Source organism: Gillisia sp. JM1 (assembly GCF_000424645.1).
In the GTDB taxonomy this organism is placed as follows: Bacteria; Bacteroidota; Bacteroidia; order Flavobacteriales; family Flavobacteriaceae; genus Gillisia.
This window is the reverse complement of record NZ_KE384218.1, coordinates 392,974-413,548: the sequence shown is the minus strand read 5'-3', so window position 1 is coordinate 413,548 and position 20,575 is coordinate 392,974. Positions and strand designations below refer to the sequence as shown.

The window sequence follows — 20,575 nt, the reverse complement described above, 5'->3', positions numbered from 1 at the left end:
GCAAGCCTAAGGTTGCGTTTTAATATTTATCAAGCAATTTTCTAAGCTACTGCTTCTTCCATTTTTGGAACATTATTTATAACGTTCTTAATTGAATTTCTATGAGAAACCAAAACAGTCTTTATATTTTCTGGGATATCTGTTTCAGAGATTATCTCATTGTAGTCCTCTAAACTGGCTTTTTCACCTCTAATTATTTCTTCCAAAATAACTTTTTCATCATTAGACGTGAATAAAGTTTTAAATTCCATCCCGTTTCTATGCATTGTTCCAGTAAAACTACCTGATTCTTTTGGGGTTTCACCGAACCTTAGGATCTGGGTTCTCATTTGGCTGGCAAATCTACCTCTATCTTCCGAGCGTTCTGTAAAAAATGATTTTAAGCTATCGTTCTCTACATTATGAATTACCTTAATATAACCTTATTCGGCATCGTAATTCTTGATTAATAATTCATTTACCTTATTTGAAATTTTTTCAAAATTCTTCATAATATCTATCTTCATTTTAAATTTCAATAAATTCTTTTAAGATGTGTATTGTCTCACATCCAAATATAGCACAAGGCTTAAAGGCACTAATAGCAAGTATATTAACGTATTTCACATAAGTTTAACAGGAATTAACACTTATAGCATATAATCAAGAAAAATGTTTGAGTTTAGAAGGATAGCTATTTTAGTTTAAAACGTTTTTATAAAAAATCTCCCGGAATATGCTAATTGAAGCATACCCCGGGAGGAAATATTTTTTATTATTCTATGAAATTAAGCTTTCTAATGCTTATCCTCCATAGACTTCACTTTATTTAAAGATGCCGTCATAGAATCTCTCTGCTTCTTCAAAATACTTACAGTAGATGCAGGAAGGTTTGTGTCTTTTAAAACATCATTATATTCCTCTATAGCTGATTTTTCACCTCGTACGGTCTCTTCCAAAAACGCTTCTTCATTATCTGAAGAAAGACTGGTTTTTAAATTCATCCAAGTGCGGTGAGCATCACCTGCCAAACTAGATCCTTTTTCTGGAGCCTCTCCAAAATTTCTGATCTCAGACTTTAATTCATGTCCAAAATCATATCTCTCTTTTGCTCTTTCACTAAAAAATGATTGCAGTTGAGGATTCTTCACTTTTTCAGCAGCGAATTTATATCCTTTCTCTGCATCATAATTTTTCTCTAATAAGTCGTTTAATTTTTTTGCAACATCTTCAGAATACTTCATATTATGTTTTTTTTGATTAGTAAATTTATTTTCAACGGTATAAAAATACAAGATTAAAGAGCTCACTTCAAGCTCTTTAACAGGCTTTGGCATAGTTTAACTGCTTTTAACATGGGGCCATAATAATGGATAAAGATTCTTAATTATTAGCTAAACCACTTATCCATAGTCTATTTTAATTAAATGATTTTTAGCTAAATAAGCTTGGTGCTTTTATTAAAATTGTGTTGCTGAATTATGTTCAGGAAAACAAATAATATAGTATCTTTGCAGACTTATTAATAATAGAGGTCGTGAACCTCACTAATTAATTTAATATGCCTGTAAAAATAAGATTACAAAGACACGGTAAAAAAGGGAAACCATTTTACTGGATTATTGCTGCGGATAACCGTGCAAAAAGAGATGGAAAATACCTTGAGAAAATTGGTATCTACAATCCAAATACAAACCCTGCAACTATTGAGTTAGATGTAGATGGTGCTGTAAAATGGTTACAAAATGGTGCACAACCAACAGATACGGCTCGTGCAATTCTTTCTTACAAAGGAGCCCTTCTTAAAACTCACCTTGCTGGTGGTGTTAGAAAAGGAGCTTTAACTGAAGAACAAGCTGAGGAGAAATTCAAAACTTGGTTAGATGAAAAAGAAGGATCTGTTTCTTCTAAGGAAGAGTCTTTAACAAAAGCACAAGAAGATGCTAAGAATAAGGCTCTAGATGCTGAAAAAGAAGTGAATGCTAAGCGTATGGCAGCATCAGCTGAGGCTGAAACTGCAGCCACAGAAGCTTCTGAAGAAGTAAATGAGGCTGGAAAAGCTGAAGGTGAAAGTGAAAATGCAGAATTGGAAGCGCAGGCCGAAAAAGATGTAGATTCAAAAACTGCTGAAGAAGCAAAAGCACAAGAGAAAAAAGACGCCTAAAATTAAATAGCGATGCTTAAAGAAGAATGTTTCTATTTAGGAAAGATCGTTAGTAAATTCAGTTTTAAAGGCGAGGTATTAATTAAACTTGATACCGATGAACCTGAAGAATACACAGGAATGGAATCGGTTTTCGTTGAATACAACGAAAACTTGGTTCCATTTTTTATTGAAAGAAGCGGACTTCACCGAAGTACTTTACTTCGTGTAAAATTTGAAGACGTAGATACGGAAGAGGGTGCAGAAGATATTATGAAATGTGCTGTATATCTTCCACTTAATAAACTTCCAGAATTAGATGGCGACAAATTCTACTTCCACGAGATCATAGGTTTCACTGTAGAAGACGTAAATTATGGTACCGTTGGAAAGATCACTGCTATAAATGACAGTACCTCACAATCATTGTTTGAGATAGATAAGGATGGTAAACAAGTACTCATCCCCTTGAATGATGAATTCATAGAAAAACTAGACAAAAAGAATAAGATCATTTTTGTTAAAACTCCAGAAGGTCTTATAGATCTTTATTTAGACTAATCCATTTTGGAAACCCCTTTTCGTTTTAAAGAATTTAGTATAGCTCAAGACAAATGCGCCATGAAAATTGGTACAGATGCTGTCTTGCTTGGTGCTTGGACTCCGATTTCTTCTGAAGTCAATTCCATTCTAGACATTGGCACAGGAACAGGAATAATCGCATTAATGCTCGCACAACGCAGTTTTGCAGAAACCCTTGATGCTTTAGAGATTGATGAAGATGCCTATGAGCAAGCTGTAGATAATTTTGAGAACAGCCCATGGGGAGACAGATTGTTTTGTTACCATGCTGCCTTCGACGAATTTATTGAAGAAATGAAGGACGAAAAGTATGATCTAATAGTAAGCAATCCACCTTTCTTTCCTACCACCTCAACTTCAGAAATTGCAACTTCCAGAGAAACGGCAAGATCTCAAGCCTCACTTCCATTTGAAGAATTGCTTCATGGAGTTTCCCTATTACTTTCAGAAAATGGCACTTTCAGCCTTGTTGTCCCGAAAGAAGAAGAATCTACTATTTTAGAAATCGCTGCTTCAAACAAACTTTATCCAAATAAAATTACTGAAGTAAAAGGGACTAAAACCGCGAAAGTGAAACGCAGCTTGATCACTTTTCAATTTCTTCAGAAGGAAATAGAAAGAGATATATTGATCTTAGAAGAGAGCAGACACATTTACACCCCAGAATATAAAAAAATGGTCGCTCCGTTTTACCTTAAATTATAAGCTTTTTAAATTGCTTGCTACTAGCAGGTTGGTTATTTTTGTGTACAAAATCATAACCAATGAAACCAGATTTATTCCAGGCTCCAGATTATTACAATCTAGACGATCTTTTAACCGAAGAACATAAAATGGTACGTGACGCTGCTCGAGAATGGGTGAAGCGAGATGTATCTCCTATTATAGAACAAGCAGCTCAAGACGCAAAATTCCCGAAATCCATCATTAAAGGCCTTGCCGAAATTGGTGCTTTTGGTCCTTACATTCCTGAAGAATATGGTGGAGCAGGTCTAGACCAGATCGCCTACGGACTTATCATGCAAGAAATTGAACGTGGAGATAGTGGAGTGAGATCTACTGCATCTGTTCAATCTTCTTTAGTGATGTATCCTATCTACAAATACGGAAGTGAAGAGCAAAAGAAAAAATATTTACCAAAATTAGCTTCAGGAGAATTCATGGGTTGTTTTGGACTTACTGAACCAGATCATGGATCTAATCCTAGTGGAATGGTTACTAATTTTAAAGATAAAGGAGATCATTATTTATTGAACGGAGCCAAGCTTTGGATCTCCAACTCTCCTTTTGCAGATATCGCTGTAGTTTGGGCAAAAAATGAAGAAGGAAGAATCCACGGACTAATTGTAGAACGCGGAATGGAAGGCTTCTCTACGCCAGAGACACATAACAAATGGTCTCTTCGTGCAAGTGCAACTGGAGAACTAATCTTCGATAATGTGAAAATCCCTAAAGAAAACTTGCTTCCAAATAAATCTGGGTTGGGAGCGCCACTTGGTTGTTTAGATTCTGCACGATTTGGAATTGCATGGGGCGCGATTGGAGCTGCAATGGATTGTTACGATACCGCACTTAGATATTCCAAAGAGCGTGTACAGTTTGGAAAACCTATTGCAGGATTTCAGCTTCAACAAAAGAAATTAGCAGAAATGATCACAGAGATCACTAAAGCACAGTTATTAGCTTGGAGATTGGGAGTGCTTAGAAATGAAGGAAAAGCTACCTCTGCTCAAATCTCTATGGCTAAAAGGAATAATGTAGATATGGCTCTAAAAATTGCCCGTGAAGCCAGACAAGTGCTAGGTGCAATGGGAATTACCGGAGATTATAGTATTATGAGACACATGATGAACCTTGAAAGTGTGATCACTTATGAAGGGACTCATGATATCCACTTGTTAATTACTGGTATGGATATTACAGGTATCTCAGCTTTTAGTTAATCCTCATTGAGGGTTTAATTCCCCGAGGCCTGCCCGATACGTTCAGGCGGGCTTGCCTCGAGGTTCTTGATTATAAAAGAGATTTTTTGAAAAGGGCAGCTTCATTGAAGCTGCCCTTTTTTATTTATAGAATTGTCACATTGAACTTGTCGAAATGTGAACATTAAAATTTCAAAAACTATGACAAGCTACCATTGAAGAATTTTTAAAGTTACTCCGAATAAGAGACCCTGAAACTCCCGATGCTTCGGGACAGGTTGACGATACTGGTCTTAACTTCCATCATGCTGAACTCGTTTCAGCATCTTTCTTACGTCAATTTCCTCAGCTAGATAATTTTTTATAACGGGTCTCAGTTTTACAATCGAAAATTCACTTTCAACTAGCATATTATACAATCGTTAAAATTTTGAAAAAGCCTTTTAAAGGCTTTAAAATTCAAACTCTTAAGTTTATTTTTGCACAAATGTTAGCCTGAAAATGATACAAGAAATTAATGCTGCCCTTAAGCCTCAAACCGACGAATTACTAAGCCATCCACTTTATAGCAAAATAAAGACTCCAGAACATTTAAGATGTTTTATGGAACATCATGTTTTTGCAGTTTGGGATTTTATGTCTTTACTAAAAGCGCTTCAAGTAAACTTGACAAGAACCACTACTCCGTGGGTCCCCGTTGGAAACCCTGAACTACGTTACCTGATAAACGAGATCGTTCTTGCGGAAGAAACCGACTTGAATGCATTTGGAAAAAGACAAAGTCATTTTGAAATGTACCTCGATGCTATGAGTAAAAGCGGAGCGAGTAGAGTAAAAATTGAAGATTTTATATCTCAAGTTACTCATGGAACAGATATCTATTTGGTTATCGCTGCCAGTGATCTCCCAAGAAGTATCAAGCAGTTTTTAAAATTTACTTTCGAAATTATTTCTGAAGGACAACCTCATAAAATAGCCGCTGCCTTTACCTTTGGAAGAGAAGGCTTAATTCCAGCTATGTTCACTTCGATCATAAAAAACATTCAGCAGCAATTTCCAGAAGAAGATCTTAAACTATTTAAATATTATTTTGACAGGCACATAGAATTAGATGCAGATGAGCATGGACCTATGGCATTCCAAATGGTAGAAGAATTATGTGAGAAAGATCCAACTAAAATAGCCGAAGTAAGGGAAGTTGCACAAAAAGCTCTTGAAAGCAGAATTGAATTATGGAACGGGATTTTGGAGGAAATTGAAACTGGAGTTCTGGTATAATTCTGAAAAGAATAAAGGGAAAGAAGTGATTTATATCAACACAAAGTTGTATGAATTACTCAAAAAAGGGATGTAAAAACGTGAGTAAGATTTACACATGTTTTAAGAACGTGGCTATAAAAAAATAAAAATTGGACACGTTTTGATGATATGGGACATTTTGGGACATAACAATTAATACTATGGATACAGACGATTTATCAATACCCACCTATAATGGCATTCTCACGGAAGCAGAAAAATTCAATCACGATTTAACTTTGCAGTTTGGTGTGTTAGCATCTCAATGCAAGAATGATGACGATTATTTGGCCAAGGCGGAGCTTATAATCAAAGAATGGCTTAATGAGGAGGATTTTGATGACATAAAAGATGATATTTTTTATGGAGAATCTGTGGACTTTACAGAGTTCAAAAAAATATTGGCGAAAATCATAACCAACATTGCTGAAATAAGAAAAACTCCAATGGACAAGCGAGAATATGAAAATTGGGGTTAATTCAATAAACAGTGGAAAATGCTCCTAACAATATCAACCGCTTCCGCTCCCTCTTCAAAGGACGCGAAGATGTGTTTGCTCTTCGTTGGGAGAAAGGAAACAAAAGGGGATATATGCCTGCTTATTTTTATGACCCTTACCGATTTCGGGCACATAAAATGAGAGGAGGAACATTTCAGGATTTTACTGAAAAGTCTTATTTAAAACTTACTGATGAGCAAATTCAAAAGCATTTGGATGAATTTCATCAGATTGGAGTTTATCCACTTTTACAAGACAATACAACTTGGTTTCTAGCAGCAGATTTTGATAAAGCCAAATGGCAGGATGAAGCCATAAGTTTTCTTAAAGCTTGTAAGGAAAAAGGGGTTCCAGCATACTTGGAGCGTTCTCGTTCAGGGAACGGAGGACACGTTTGGATATTTTTTGACAAGCCATATCCTGCTGTAAGAAGTCGAAAAATATTCATTTCCATTTTAGAACAATCGGGTGCATTTTCAATGTTTGACAAAAGTTCCAGTTTTGACAGATTGTTTCCGAATCAGGATTTCCTCTCGGGAAAAGGTTTTGGAAACCTTATAGCTCTGCCATTTTATAAGCCAACCTTTGATAAAGGAAATAGTTGCTTTGTTGACCCCGAAACTTTTAAGCCGAAAACTGACCAATGGAAGTTTCTGAAAAATATTAAAAAGGTTTCCATAGATTATTTAGACAAACTTTATAAAGGATTAACGCCTGATGTTCAGACAATAAAATCGAAACCAACAAGTGGAAAGCTATGCATTGCTTTAAGCAATAATGTAATATTAAGCAGAATTGGATTACCTCCAACCCTTACTAATTTTTTGAAAGAAGAATTGAATTTCGCCAACTCTGAATTTTTCATCAAAAAGAAATCAGGAAGAAATACATTTGAAACAGCCCGTTATTTTAAGTTGATTGAGTAAACGGGAAGTGGAATTTTCATTCCAAGGGGATTTATCGGAAAGCTTTTACGATTTTGCAAGGAATCACAAATCGAATTTGAATTTGTTGATGAAAGAAAATTAAAGCCATTAATCCCTTTAGTGTTTATTGCAACTTTGAGAAATCATCAATTAGGAGTAATAGAAACTGTTTCTAAAAAGGATTACGGAGCAATTGTAGCCCCTCCAGGTTCAGGAAAAACAGTTATTGGGCTAAAAATAATTGCAGACAAAAGACAACCTACGCTTATCATTGTTCACCGAAAACAATTATTGGAGCAATGGACAGAACGGATAGAAGCGTTTTTGAGTATTTCGAAAAAAGATATTGGCGTTATTGGGCAAGGAAAGTCTAAAATCGGCAAACAAATTACTGTTGCAACTATTCAAAGTTTACCAAAACAAATTGAATCTGTTCAAAATCAATTTGGAACTATCATTGTGGACGAATGCCACCACGTTCCTGCCAAAACTTTCAGAAATACGATTGAAAAATTACAAGCATATTATCTGTATGGATTAACTGCTACCCCTTTTAGAAAATACAGTGATGGTAAAATGATTTTCACACATTTGGGAGAAATTATTGCCAATATTCAACCCAATGAAATTGAAAATTATAAACAAGCACAAATCATTATCCGAAACACAAAATTAGATGTCCCATACAATTCAAAAACAGACAATTTTGAAACTTTATCAAAAATTTTGGTTCACGATAGTACTCGAAATAAACTGATACTGGAAGATGTAAAAACTGAATTGAATCAAGGTAAAAAAGCGGTTATCATCACCGAACGAAAGGAGCATATTGATACACTGTGTTTGTTTTTAAAACAATTGTATGAAGTCATTACGCTAACTGGAGAAGATTCCGAAATTTCCAAAAAATATAAATGGAAAATATTACACGAAGGGAATTTTCAGGTTTTAATAACCACTGGACAATATTTTGGCGAAGGAACAGACCTACATAACATTAACTGTTTATTTTTGGTCTATCCATTTTCTTTTGAAGGAAAATTGATCCAATATATTGGCAGAGTGCAACGCTCTGAAATCAATCCAATAATTTACGATTATCGGGACTATAAAATTGATTATCTGAATAAACTTTTTCTTAAGCATAATACCTACTACCGAAAAATTTACAAGCAAGCAACTTTGTTTGATGAACCACAAGAAATTACCACTCCTCTGAATAATGTGTTTTCTTTTGAAAAGAAAATCAAGGTTCCAATTAAGAAATTAGACTTTCACTATGGAAGTGTAGCGTTCAAATATCCAGTTGTTGAGATGAACACCGAACTTCAATTTCAGGTTGAAAATATTGAAATAAGACCAGAATTTGAGGCGCTAAAAACATATTTCATTAGAACTTTAAAATCAAAGACTATTATAGTAGAATTATTTGCCGAGTTTGAAAATGGAAAATTGGTTTCTCAACAGGCTTTATCATCAGATATTGAACATATCAATAAAGAGGTGATTGAGGGAGTGAAATTTCAGTTTTTGAATAAAGGATTGCTTAAGCAATTCAGTCCAAATATTAAAAACATCCTGACCTCAGATGAATTGCAAGGACAGGATAAAATTTATCCGACCGCAGAAGAGTTGTTAAATGAAATTCTTAAGAATAAGCAATACAAGCACTCTCAGCATATTCAATATTTGGCAGAAAGGCACGAAAATCAGATGATGAAGATTCGTTTTGTGTTAAATCCATTTTCCTTTGTATTCCTTTTAGCAGGGAATAAGAAATATTATATAATTTTGGAAACATTGGACACTGAAGAAGCTACCTATATGTGGCAATCACCTAATAATAGAGTATCTCTAATTGAAGAGGTAAAACAAATTGACAACCAACTAAGCATTATTAGAGAAAAAGGAAGACTGGCTTTTTTAGCAAACACCCCTGAAAATTTCACTAGAATTATACACGATTATTCAGATAACAAAAAAGGATTTATACTATGGAAATCTACATTGGATGAAATAATATATTAAGCCAACCCACAGGTGTAAGCACATTTTTAATTCGCACACAGTGATGGTATTATTCCCCTTAATAATGTATGGCGTAATATCAACATCAAAAGCTGTATATCCTCCTTTATGTGTACCCGCTTCTCGATTGTTAACTTTTATTTAGCTACCTGATTAACCCCATTAAAGTGCAAATAATATGTTTTATTAAGGTTTGTAATCGTTGTTTGTGTAGTGTAATATCCGGTTCCTCTCCAATAGCCCGGGGTATCATCAAACGCATCCAGGAGATTCCAGGTGTGCGGGGTTTCAACAAATTGCTCAACAGTATCTTTTTCTGAATGGAATTGCCAATTTTTTAGTTCTATTTCCTGAGCATAGACTATGGCATTGCTAAAAACACCTATAATAAAGATTAATATCTTATTCATTTTTTAAGTTTAGTTCAACATACACCGGGAAATGGTCTGAAGGGTAGCGACAATCTTTTGAATCACTCAAAATACCACTTTTCAATGCTTCCAGTTTTTTGAAGTGAATACAAAATCAATCCTTCTTGTTACTGGTTTATCGAAATGAAATCCATTAAAAGTTCCTGTTGGTCCAAAGGAAGTTTTTGCCGTTAGATGGGAGTCATCAAATTGCTTCAATATATTCTGAACGCCTTGGCTATCTTGTTCTAAGTTAAAATCACCCATAATAATAACTGGGAGATTATCCCTGTTTATTTCTGCCGCTTTTTTAAGAATAAGAAGTGCGCTCTCAGCCCTTGCCTGTTCACCTATATGGTCAAAATGGGTATTGAAGACTAACAGTCGTTTTTTAGAGTTTTGAATTTCAAAAATTCCGTAGGTGCAAATTCTGTTTAACGCGGCATCCCATCCTTTAGAAGGTTTGTCAGGGGTTTCTGAAAGCCAAAAAGCACTTTCTTCTAACAGTCTTACTCTCTTAGTGTTATAGAATATGGCCGTATATTCTCCTCTTTTGTCTCCAAAGTCTCTTCCTAACCCAAAAAATTCATATTCATCCAGGCCTTTTTTTATATCGGTAAGCTGATTGTACATTCCTTCTTGAGTTCCAATAATATCCGGTTGATTATAATTGATTTGTGAAATCAGAAAATCCTTTCTGACATTCCAACTATTAATAGTGTCTGTAGGTTCGTCATACTTAATATTATATGTCATAACCGAAATTTCCTGTGCACTTATTATGAGAGTAAATAGAAGAATGAATGTTGAAACAATTTTTTTCATGACAGATTTAGTTTAATAATTACTTTGTATTTACAATGGCACCCTTAGCAGAAATTCCATTCTCATTGAGAGCTTCTACTTGGTAGAAATAATTTTGGTCTGTATTCAAAGCTCTTAATTCATAATTTGGGTGATCGTACATTAATACTGATAAATTGAGGTGCTCTTCTGAAATTCCCCAGTAAATATCATATCCGGTAGCTCCTTCAACTTTATCCCAGGAAAGCTCTGTATTTCTTCTGTCTTTTTGACGTTCTGCTTTAAAATGTGTTGGCGTAGCAGGTTTTGCTTCTTCCCCCTTACCAAAACTCTCAACTCAGAAATAGCTAAATATTCATTATAGCAATACACATGATCATATCTTATAAATCGCGCATATACTCGGTTTTCTAATTCTAGATTACGCATGTGGCATGTCCTTTTCATTTTTAGAATAATCAGCTATGATTTCCCAATTTTTCCCATCTAAAGAACCATTGAGAACAAACTTTTTTTTGATGCCATCTGGTCTTCCAAAAATGCATGCATTAAAATCTTGGAAATTCATTTAAATTTGTACATAAATAGAATCTTTATTTGCTTCTGAAACTCAATAGGAACAAATTTCTTCATCATTTGTTTTGTTAATAATCAAGAACCTCGGGGCAAGCCCACGAGGTATGAATTGGAAAATACTTTTAAAAATTCGAGGCAAGCCCGCCTGAACGTATCAGGCAGGCCTCGGGGAATTAAACCCTCAATGAGGGATTAAAGTCCTTAATTTATTCCTGTATATAGCCACCTTCACTTTCGTCGACCAAATTAATGTCTTTTTCCACCAAACCTGAATTTTATAATTACGGGCTTTTTATAAGTTAAAGACATCCAGCCTGTAAAGCGTTCTTTCTGATTTTAAAATTCAGTATCTGGCAAATATTGTGGATAATCCCCATAGGCCGCAGTATTCACATACATTTGCCCAATATCTTCAAAACTTGCTGGGTACACAACTAAACGTCTTTCAAATTTACAATAATGCGAAATCGCAATGGTCTCTGTGCTTCATGTTTTTCATCAGCCAAAAATTCTTCCTGCGCCTTATTTTCTTTACAACTAAGGACGAGGAAAGGAACAACAAGAAAAAAATCCAGGTTTTATTCATTTTCCAAAAGTATAAATGCTCCTTCAAAAAAAAATGGGTTTTGTGAGAGGAGCATACTAATGAATTTTACTATCTACTCTACGGTAAAACTTCCGATAAATTTATTGTCTGAGCTGCCACCTACAAAAAATTTAAACTCTCCGGGTTCAAAGATGAATTCCTCCTCATTGTTATAGAATTTAAGGTCTTCTGTAGTGATCTCAAATGTCACGCTTTGAGAAGCCCCTTTTTCAAGAAAGATCTTTTTAAAACCTTTTAATTCTTTCATTGGTGGAGTAATAGACCTCACTTTGTCATGCAGGTAAAGTTGCACGACTTCTTCGCCGTTATAATCTCCGGAATTGGTTACAGTTGCTGAGATGGTAATACTTCCATTTTCAGAAAGTGTAGGATTACTCACTTTTCCATTGGAATAATCAAATTCTGTATAGCTCAACCCATATCCAAAGGGAAATAGAGGGGCGTTTGGAGCGTCAAGATAATTGGACTTAAATTTCTCGAACTCCTCTGAAGTTGCAGGTCTCCCTGTGGTCCTCATTCCATAGTAGACAGGGATCTGCCCCACATTCACAGGCCAGGTAGATGTAAGTTTTCCCGAAGGATTATAATCTCCAAAAACTACATCGGCTACAGCATTTCCTGCTTCCACCCCGGGATGCCATACCTGTAATATACTCACCGGTAATTCCATTTCTTCCGGAATGGTAAGCGGGCGACCACTCATTAAGACCAGAACCACGGGCTTTCCGCTTGCGGCAAGTTCCCTTATCAGTTTCTTCTGACTTTCAGGAATAGAAATGTCAGTTCGGCTGGCGGCTTCCCCACTCATTTCTGATGCTTCCCCAACCACTGCAACAACCACATCGGCATTGGCAACCACAGCCATAGCTTCCTTCAGCAATTGTTCCGGAGATTCTTCTGAGATTTCAATACGGGGCCCAAAGACATTCACCTTTTTTGCAAAGGTGGTGTCATCGCTTATGTTGGCTCCTTTTGCATAGGTAATACTTGCATTGGGCGCCACATTTTTAAAACCTTCCAGTATTGGGATTGAAAGCTGTTGATCGCCTGTAGGTGCCCAGGTTCCCAACATATTGTTCTTGTTATTTGCCAGCGGTCCAATAAGTGCAATCTTTGCATTTTTTGAAATTGGCAGGGTGTTGTTATGTTTTTTAAGAAGCACGAAAGATTTGGTGGCTGCTTCCCTGGCTTTCGCCCGATTAGCTGCTGTAAGTATATCGGTTTCCGGCCTGCTTTCATCAGAGTACCTGTAAGGATCATCAAATAATCCAAGTTTGTGTTTAGCTTCAAGGATCCTTCTGGCGGCAGTGGTAATAGTTTCTTCAGTAACTTTTCCTTCTTCAACAGATTTTTTTAGGGTGGTAAGAAAACCTTCTCCAACCATATCCATATCCAGCCCGGCATTGATCGCCAGTGCCGAAACGGCCTGCAGGTCTCCCATGCCGTGAGCGATCATTTCGTTTACTGAAGTATAATCTGATACCACAAACCCGTCAAATCCCCAGCGCTCACGTAAAACATCGGTAAGCAGCCATTTATTTCCTGAAGCGGGAACCCCGTCTATGTCATTAAAGGAGGTCATTACACTCCATACTCCGGCATCTACTGCGGCTTTATAAGGTGGCAGGTATTCATTAAACATCTTTGCACGACTCATATCTACACGATTATAATCGCGACCACCTTCAGCAGCTCCGTAGAGCGCCATATGCTTTACAGTAGAGATCATTGTTTCTGGCTTTGAAAGATCATCTCCCTGGTAACCCTCAACCATTGCTTTAGCAACCTGCGAGCCCAGGTATGGGTCTTCTCCTGCACCTTCAGCTACCCGGCCCCAACGAGGGTCGCGCGAAATATCCACCATTGGAGAGAAATTCCAGTTAATCCCATCGGCTGTGGCTTCTTTGGCTGCTATTTGGGCGGTTTCCTTTATAAGTTTCATATCCCAGCTGGCCGAAAGTCCCAGCGGAATAGGAAACGTGGTTTTATACCCATGGATCACATCACTACCTATAAGCAGCGGAATTTTAAGTCGTGAATTTTTTACTGCAAGGTCCTGTGCCTGCCTAACCCGCTCTGGGCTGGAAACACCAAACACTCCTCCTACATTTCCCGCTTTGATCTTGGCCTCTACATCTTCACTCACCACAGATCCTGTAGCAACACCACCGCCAGGAGTTAGTAAGTTTAGCTGACCGATCTTTTCTTCCAGGGTCATCTTTGAGAGGAGTTCCTCTACTTCAGGAATTTGAGTTTGTGCCTGAAGCGCAAAGCTGCCCGCAAGAAGCAACATACTAATTGACAGATAAATTTTTCTCATTGTAAAATCTTTATTTATTAAATTAGGCTTTTGTTTCAATTATTTCACCCTGATAATCTCAGACCTTTCAGAAATTCCATTCTCATTGAATGACTCAACACTGAAGTAATATTCTGTATCACGGTCCAGGTTGCGCATAAAATGTTCATTTTCATCGTAAATCAACCAGGATTGATATAATTTATCTGAAGCAATGCCCCAGCGGATATTGTATCCCTGAGCTCCTTTCACCGGATTCCAAGTAAAGGAGGCATCTCTTCGATCTTCCTCGCGGGAAACTTCGAATCCCTTAACCTTTGCAGGCTTCTTACCTAAACCTTTACCAAATACCCTTATTTCGGATAATGCCAGGTTATTCCCCGGCACCTCGATATTATTATAGCGTACGTATTTTCCTTGTACAGGTTGATTAAGGGTGATGTAGGCATTTGGCGCATCTTTATAACTTTTACTTCTGTCTACAACCGTTTCCCAATGTTCACCATCTTCTGACACTTCCACGGTGAATCTGTGGCGCAAGCCTTCGGTACGGGTATAAATGCCCGACTCCTCATCGTGAAAATTTAACTGAAAAGCATAAATATTTCCGGGGGAAAGCATTTCGATCTTAACCCATTGCTTATCATCATTGGCTTCAGCAACCCAAAAGGATTTCGGGCTTTCATCGGTCAACAACTTCGAAATAATTTCACCCTCGTTGTTTTTTTCCACAGGCATCTCAGTGATATCGAAATCCCCGTCAGTAGAAGTACTTTTCCTCACCTGCATTTGAGAAGATGAAACTGTTGCCTTTCCTTTGAAAGAAAGCAACATCCAGTCGCTATGCTGTCCCGCCTTTGTTGGATGATTAGGCCCGAATAAGGGATAATCCCCATAGCTGGTGTTGGAATACATTAATCCTTCATCATCAAAATAGGTGGGGAACATGGATAGCCTGCGTTCCCAATGAGAATTTGAGGCCAGGGCCACAGTGGCAAAATGCCAGTATTGTCCGTTGGTTTGTTTTACCGTAATACCGTGGCCGGCACCGTTGGCAAAACCGCCTGGCTTGAAACTCATGGGATTATTTTTCATGTAAGTAAAAGGACCAAGCGGGGTTTCACCTATATAAGCAGCATCTGCATACACATTAAATTGTGTGCCCGGTGCAGCATACTGTAAATAGTATTTTCCATCGTGTTTGGTCATCGAGGCACCTTCCATATATCCTTCTTTTAAGGTTGGATGGTAATTATTTTCGCCAAAACGTTCCCAACCGTGTTCTTCTTCCACCAGGTTGAAAAGTTCTTTTTCAACCCCGGTTTCCAGAAAACGATCGTCTTTGTTCAGCATTTTCACCCGAAGCGGATGTACATTTGACGAGCCCCAATACAAATAGGTTTTCCCGTCATCGTCAATAAATAATTCCGAATCCTGAATATTTTTGGTAATTGATGCGGTTGGTGTCCACTTACCACTTTTTGGGTCATCGGTGTAAAGAATACTCCCGTAACCTGCGGGATCGCCTGCAAAATATACCAGCGAATCTTTATAATTGAATGCCGTTGGTGCATTGGAACCCTCGAAAAACCATTGTTCTGGTCTAATAAATTCCCAATTGATTAAATTGGTGGAATGCCAATAACCAAAAGAACGTGTGACAAACATGTAGTATTCGCCACGAAATTCAATAACCGCAGGATCTGCTCCGGAACGGTAGGAAATATTCTTATTTGAATTATAAACCATATAGGTATAATCAATATCCAGAGGGTTTATATAAGTTTCCGGAACTACTTCCTGTGCATATATAATAACACCAAATAATAAGGCCGTTGCTGTAAGTATGTTATTATAACTTTTCATTTCTTTCCGTCTTAAACAGTTTAATAATTGTCAAATTCTTTTCTCGTCCCTATTCAGTTCGTTTTCGTGAAAACAACCAGGGTAATAAATTAGGCTCAGCAAAAGCCGAATCCCAGCTGTTGTGATTATCTTCCGGATATAATGAAAGTTTAGCGTTTCCGCCATAATGGTTAATGGCCCTGGCCATCGCTTCAGAATATTTTGGAAGTACTACATCATCTTTTTTTCCGTGGAAAAGCCAAATATTGAAGCCTTGCGGATATTCCTTAGCAATTTCTGGATTTGCCCCACCGCAAATAGCGAAAGCTGCGGCAAACATTTCGGGTTTTTTGTAAATGAGGTCGAAAGTTCCCATTCCTCCCATCGATAGTCCGCCCACGTAAATTCGTTCTTTATTTACAAAGTTTTTCGCAGCCATTTCATCCATCAAATCCATCACCAACTCCAATGAAGTAGTGGCGGGCTGCTCATTTTTAAAATCGAACTGAAAAGGAATAGTGTCCCGATTAACCTCCACTTTTGCCCAATAGTCATCTTCTGGTGCCTGCGGAAAGATAACAATAGCAGGAAAATTTTCTCTGTTCTCAAGAAAAAGAGAGCTGCCGTGGTTTAGTTGAGATTCATTATCATTTCCTCTCTCCCCGGCTCCATGTAGGAACAGGACTACCGGATATTTTTTGTCTTCTGAAAAATCTTCTGGAAAAAGGATTCTATAATTCAGTGTATCACCATTTTTTATAAAATGTTCTTTTCTAAAGTCCATTTTAGATTGTGCATCTGCTGAGCTAAAAGGTGCTATTAGAAAAGATACAATCAAAATTCCTATATATAAAACGCTGTTTTTCATAAGTAGATAGTTATTGTTTTTTAATCCCTCATTGAGGGATTAATTCCCCGCCCCGATACCAATTGGGTCATACCTCATGGGCCTGAACGAACCCCGAGGTTCTCGATTTGGTTTCCCGAGCTATCGGGAGTAATTCGCTTATCTTCATCTGTGTTAGTATCGTATTCGCTTTACGCGCATTTCATAATTCAATAATCAAAAACTATAAACCTTAAGTTATTACTGAATACTGAATCCTAATTTATCCAATCCTTGTTTCACTTCTTCTGCTCCCATAAAAAGATCCCAAATCAATCCAGATCTATAATTTTCTATCATAACAACCATAGGTCCTTGATCTATAGCTAAATATTTTGCTGCTACCCAATCTTCATCTTCTAAACTAAAAGCATCATAAAAACCAGCAGGTCCCCAGGTTAGGTCATGAAGATCATTATAGAAATAAGACATCGCCCTTAGAGATTCTTCAGGAGTATATGGAATAGAACTTATTGCAGCAGTAGGAGAGATTACACCGGTATCATTCGTAGGGGAATGAGCGGTGTAACCAATACTACCATCATTGTTCTTAGTATAACTGGCAGTTAAGCCCCATACATTTTTACCATAACCTTCAAAATCTTTAGGATTTTTTACGCAGTACAAATAGTCTATTTTCGAATGATTCACATTTAAATCCCAATAATTTGCATATTGATCGGAGAGGCCTTTGGGATTTAATCCTAAATAAGAATAATGGGCCCAAAATAAGGGACCTCCAAATTCTTCTGCGCCATTGTGCTTTAGAATAAGTGGCAGATCATATTTTGTATTAGAGCTTTTAATATTTCCATTACGGGCCCAACCTTTATGATATGCCTCCGCAGATATGCTGTGTGTAGGAGATGCAGCAGCCATTATGTAAGTGATCAAGGTTTCGTTGTAACCTTCCAATGGGAAATTTATTTCCCAATTATAATCTGGAGACCAATGCCAATACAACACCTCTTTATTGTTGGTATACCATTTCCAATCTATACCTTTCCAAAGTTCATCGTACTTTGCTGCCAGAGCTTTTTCTTCTTCGTTCCCATTTTTGAGATATTCTCTTACCACAATAAAACCTTGAGCTAAAAAAGATGTCTCCACAAGATCGCCTCCATTGTCCTTTTTTCCAAAAGGCTGAGTTTTGCCGGTTTCACCATTTATCCAATGCGACCAAACTCCGTGATATCTATCGGCCTTAGCGAGAAAATCTGCAATTTTTTCTAATCGTTTAACCCCTTCCTCTCTAGGAATAAAGTTTCTGTCGATTCCCGCAATTAAAGCCATCAATCCAAATCCAGATCCACCTGTAGTGACAATATGTTTGTCATTTTGAGGATATTCCCCATCTGGATGATAACGTTCTCTGGCCATTCCCGAATTCGGTTCGGCATAATCCCAGAAATATTTTAAAGTTTGACTTTGAACAGTATCCAATAATGCTTCGCCTTCTAATCTTTCAATTTTCTCATTTTCATCATTTACGGCCAAATCAACATTATCTTTCTCATTGTTTTTACAAGAGATGCTAAGGATTATTGTTGCCGTTAAAAAGAGTTTGTAAATTTTCATGGATCTGGTTTATTTCAATTAGTTTAAAATATGTTGCCCTTCCAATTTGGAAGTGCAACATATTTAACTAATTCAAAAAAGTGTTATTAATCTAGTGATGTAAGAAATTGGTATTTCCAGAAGAATCTGTTTATTCCCATTTTATATCATCTATGAAATAAATATCTGCAGCGGTACCATCATTTTCCCCAGCATTGAAGAATAACACCAGTTTTTGATGGTTGGCATCAGCCTGATCACTAAAATCGACCGTATATTCTGTCCATTCGCCCACTACATCTATACTAATGAAAATCTCTTTTACAGGAGAAGTACCCCCTTCAAGTTTTACCAATAAAGGCACTGCTCTACTTGAAAGAATCTTGATCTTCAATTGATTTTTAGTTGAAAGACCAATAACTCCACCTCTGTCAAAAACTAAGGCATCAAAAGCTTCTAATCCGTTGTCTGTTACTTTTAACACCTTACTGCTAGTGTTTATTCCACTGGCATCAGGATTATCTACTATTTCTGTTGTCACGCAACAAGTTATCTCATAATTCTGTTGACATTCAAAATCATTCACTATATCCATATTTGCAGCAACACCATCACAAGGATCAAAAGCTGCGAATCTTAGATCGTCTATATAATATTTATCGGTGGGAGTTCCATCACTTTGAGCTCCGTTAAAGAACACTACCAGTTTTTTATGATCTGCACCAGCCTGATCTGTAAAGTCGACAGTGTATTCTGCCCATTCCCCTACTACATCTAAATCTATAAATACTTCTTTTGCTGGAGAAGTACCACCTTCAAGTTTCACTAATAAAGGCACCGCTCTTTCAGCAAGTATCTTGATCTTAAAGAAATTTTTAGTTGAAAGATCAAAAGATCGAGAAGATTCAAAGATTAATGCATCAAATGCTTGAGTTCCATCATCTATTACCTCAAGAACCATATCGCTTGGGTTTGCATCTCCTGTCATAGGATTTTCAACTATAGAATTAGGAATGAATCCTGGAATAGTAGTGTTTTGCTGACAGTTAAAATCGTTTATAACACTTAGATCTGGAGTTACACCGTTACAAGTATCAGAAAGTTCTTCAAACTTAATATCATCTATAAAGTATACCTGAGTCCCATCGGTTTCTACTCCCGCATTGAAAAATAAAACTATCTTGTTATGATTCTCCATGGCCTGATCGCTGAAATCATAAGAATACTCTACCCATTCTCCTGTTTTGGTTATAGATGCATCTTTTTCTATAGGTGCAGAAGTTCCTCCTTCTAATTTTACTTTTAAAATCCCTTCTACAGGAGCCAACACTTTTATTTTAAAAACATTATTTGTTGAAAGATTAATAGGCTCCCCGTAATCAATTATTACAGCATCGAATGATCCCATTTCATCTATATACTTCCCAACAAATTTACTGTTGTTAATATCAGATTTTAGAGGGTTTGCAATAAGTTCAACTTCCGGAACATCTTGATTTTTCTGACAATCGAAATCATTTACCACATTAAGGTTTGCTGCAACTCCGGCGCAAGGATCTGGGGTAGTTACCCATTTAAGATCATCTATAAAATAAACATCTGAACCATCAGTTTCCACTCCAGCATTAAAGAATAATACTAATTTGGTGTGATCCTGATTGAATTGATCGCTGAAATCAAAAGTATATTCTACCCAACTAGAAGTGTTGGTAATATTGGCATCTACCTCTTTTCCTGAAGAAGAACCGCCCTCAAGCTTTGCCTTTAAAGTTCCGGCAACATTTGTTTTAACTTTTATTTTAAATGTATTGAATGTTGAAAGATCTATGGAAGAACCATAATCTATAATTAAAGCATCAAACGGACCTGTTGGATCAATGTATTTTCCTACAAACCGGCTCGTATTTGCTCCAGATTCATCTGGGTTCAATACAGTTTCTACCCCATCAAGAGTAACATTCGCCTGACATTGAAAATCTGATATTATATTTGGGTCTGGTACCACATTAGATTGCTCGCAAGGAATAGATGTTAACGAAGGAAAAAATTGCTCTTCTTCAGTACAAGAGGAAAAAATCGTCAATAACCCTATAGATATATAACTTAGGAATAGTTTAATTGTTTTCATTATTCAACACGATTTAAGTTAGTTATATTTTATAATTCTTTATATTTTATTTGACTTCAAGGCTACTTTTACTTAGCCATAGCA

20 protein-coding genes and 1 pseudogene are annotated in these 20,575 nt (G+C 36.8%); 8 read left to right on the top strand and 13 right to left on the bottom strand.

Features of this window, described 5'->3' with window-relative positions; genetic code table 11:
- Positions 1-41: 41 nt before the first annotated feature.
- Together H033_RS19610 and H033_RS0105130 are read right to left on the bottom strand one after the other, a co-directional pair.
- Positions 42-416, bottom strand: a complete 375-nt coding sequence (locus tag H033_RS19610) for a PA2169 family four-helix-bundle protein (RefSeq protein ID WP_316928645.1) — start codon at positions 414-416, stop codon at positions 42-44.
- A gap of 360 nt (positions 417-776) precedes the next feature.
- Entirely contained in the window at positions 777-1,223 is a 447-nt protein-coding gene (locus H033_RS0105130; RefSeq protein ID WP_026837329.1) for a ferritin-like domain-containing protein, read from the bottom strand.
- A 317-nt stretch (positions 1,224-1,540) separates the two neighbouring features.
- Here H033_RS0105130 and H033_RS0105125 point away from each other — a divergent pair, with 317 nt between their 5' ends.
- The 8 genes from H033_RS0105125 to H033_RS19605 all read left to right on the top strand — a co-directional run bounded on the left by H033_RS0105125 (position 1,541) and on the right by H033_RS19605 (position 9,379).
- On the top strand, positions 1,541-2,143 hold the full coding sequence (locus H033_RS0105125) for a 30S ribosomal protein S16 (RefSeq protein WP_026837328.1): 603 nt from the start codon (positions 1,541-1,543) through the stop codon (positions 2,141-2,143).
- A 12-nt stretch (positions 2,144-2,155) separates the two neighbouring features.
- On the top strand, positions 2,156-2,683 hold the full coding sequence (gene rimM, locus H033_RS0105120) for a ribosome maturation factor RimM (protein ID WP_026837327.1): 528 nt from the start codon (positions 2,156-2,158) through the stop codon (positions 2,681-2,683).
- Between the two features lie 60 nt (positions 2,684-2,743).
- The gene (locus tag H033_RS0105115) at positions 2,744-3,409 is read left to right on the top strand and encodes a tRNA1(Val) (adenine(37)-N6)-methyltransferase (protein ID WP_051227933.1); all 666 of its coding nucleotides are present in this window, start codon (positions 2,744-2,746) and stop codon (positions 3,407-3,409) included.
- Between the two features lie 59 nt (positions 3,410-3,468).
- Positions 3,469-4,647: an acyl-CoA dehydrogenase family protein gene (locus H033_RS0105110; RefSeq protein ID WP_026837325.1), complete on the top strand. Its 1,179-nt coding sequence runs from the start codon at positions 3,469-3,471 to the stop codon at positions 4,645-4,647.
- 480 nt (positions 4,648-5,127) lie between these two features.
- Positions 5,128-5,904: a DUF3050 domain-containing protein gene (locus tag H033_RS0105100; protein WP_026837324.1), complete on the top strand. Its 777-nt coding sequence runs from the start codon at positions 5,128-5,130 to the stop codon at positions 5,902-5,904.
- A 182-nt stretch (positions 5,905-6,086) separates the two neighbouring features.
- On the top strand, positions 6,087-6,404 hold the full coding sequence (locus H033_RS0105095; RefSeq protein ID WP_026837323.1) for a hypothetical protein: 318 nt from the start codon (positions 6,087-6,089) through the stop codon (positions 6,402-6,404).
- 11 nt (positions 6,405-6,415) lie between these two features.
- Positions 6,416-7,351 (top strand): TOTE conflict system archaeo-eukaryotic primase domain-containing protein, encoded by a 936-nt coding sequence (locus tag H033_RS22000; RefSeq protein WP_410503516.1) that lies wholly within the window; start codon positions 6,416-6,418, stop codon positions 7,349-7,351.
- Positions 7,352-7,486: 135 nt separating this feature from the next.
- Positions 7,487-9,379: a DEAD/DEAH box helicase gene (locus tag H033_RS19605; RefSeq protein WP_231367553.1), complete on the top strand. Its 1,893-nt coding sequence runs from the start codon at positions 7,487-7,489 to the stop codon at positions 9,377-9,379.
- On the opposite strand, the gene H033_RS22455 is transcribed toward H033_RS19605, so the two are convergent.
- From H033_RS22455 to H033_RS0105035, 11 genes and pseudogenes are all read right to left on the bottom strand, one after another.
- Entirely contained in the window at positions 9,344-9,520 is a 177-nt protein-coding gene (locus H033_RS22455; RefSeq protein ID WP_081661858.1) for a sugar-binding domain-containing protein, read from the bottom strand. The genes H033_RS19605 and H033_RS22455 overlap by 36 nt on opposite strands.
- A complete protein-coding gene (locus tag H033_RS0105085; RefSeq protein ID WP_026837322.1) occupies positions 9,517-9,789 on the bottom strand; it encodes a hypothetical protein in 273 nt (90 codons plus the stop codon). Before H033_RS0105085 ends, H033_RS22455 begins: the two co-directional genes overlap by 4 nt.
- A gap of 81 nt (positions 9,790-9,870) precedes the next feature.
- Positions 9,871-10,614 carry an endonuclease/exonuclease/phosphatase family protein gene (locus tag H033_RS19600; protein ID WP_231367552.1) on the bottom strand — a complete coding sequence of 248 codons (744 nt, stop codon included), beginning with the start codon at positions 10,612-10,614 and terminating at the stop codon, positions 9,871-9,873.
- A 19-nt stretch (positions 10,615-10,633) separates the two neighbouring features.
- Positions 10,634-10,831, bottom strand: a pseudogene (locus H033_RS22450) (fibronectin type III domain-containing protein); the annotation flags it as partial.
- On the bottom strand, positions 10,756-11,022 hold the full coding sequence (locus H033_RS20860; protein ID WP_026837321.1) for a hypothetical protein: 267 nt from the start codon (positions 11,020-11,022) through the stop codon (positions 10,756-10,758). The gene H033_RS20860 and the pseudogene H033_RS22450, both read right to left, overlap by 76 nt.
- Positions 11,015-11,161 carry a hypothetical protein gene (locus H033_RS21555; protein ID WP_155827725.1) on the bottom strand — a complete coding sequence of 49 codons (147 nt, stop codon included), beginning with the start codon at positions 11,159-11,161 and terminating at the stop codon, positions 11,015-11,017. The genes H033_RS20860 and H033_RS21555 overlap by 8 nt, the downstream gene beginning before the upstream one ends.
- Positions 11,162-11,828: 667 nt before the next feature.
- Positions 11,829-14,096, bottom strand: coding sequence for a beta-glucosidase BglX (gene bglX / locus H033_RS0105055; RefSeq protein WP_026837320.1), 2,268 nt, complete (start codon positions 14,094-14,096; stop codon positions 11,829-11,831).
- Positions 14,097-14,135: 39 nt separating this feature from the next.
- Positions 14,136-15,941, bottom strand: coding sequence for a family 43 glycosylhydrolase (locus tag H033_RS0105050; protein ID WP_026837319.1), 1,806 nt, complete (start codon positions 15,939-15,941; stop codon positions 14,136-14,138).
- Between the two features lie 49 nt (positions 15,942-15,990).
- Complete coding sequence (locus H033_RS0105045; protein ID WP_026837318.1) at positions 15,991-16,788, bottom strand: prolyl oligopeptidase family serine peptidase; 798 nt, start codon at positions 16,786-16,788, stop codon at positions 15,991-15,993.
- Positions 16,789-17,007: 219 nt separating this feature from the next.
- The gene (locus tag H033_RS0105040) at positions 17,008-18,384 is read right to left on the bottom strand and encodes a glucoamylase family protein (RefSeq protein WP_026837317.1); all 1,377 of its coding nucleotides are present in this window, start codon (positions 18,382-18,384) and stop codon (positions 17,008-17,010) included.
- A gap of 130 nt (positions 18,385-18,514) precedes the next feature.
- The gene (locus H033_RS0105035; protein WP_026837316.1) at positions 18,515-20,491 is read right to left on the bottom strand and encodes a hypothetical protein; all 1,977 of its coding nucleotides are present in this window, start codon (positions 20,489-20,491) and stop codon (positions 18,515-18,517) included.
- Positions 20,492-20,575: the final 84 nt, after the last annotated feature.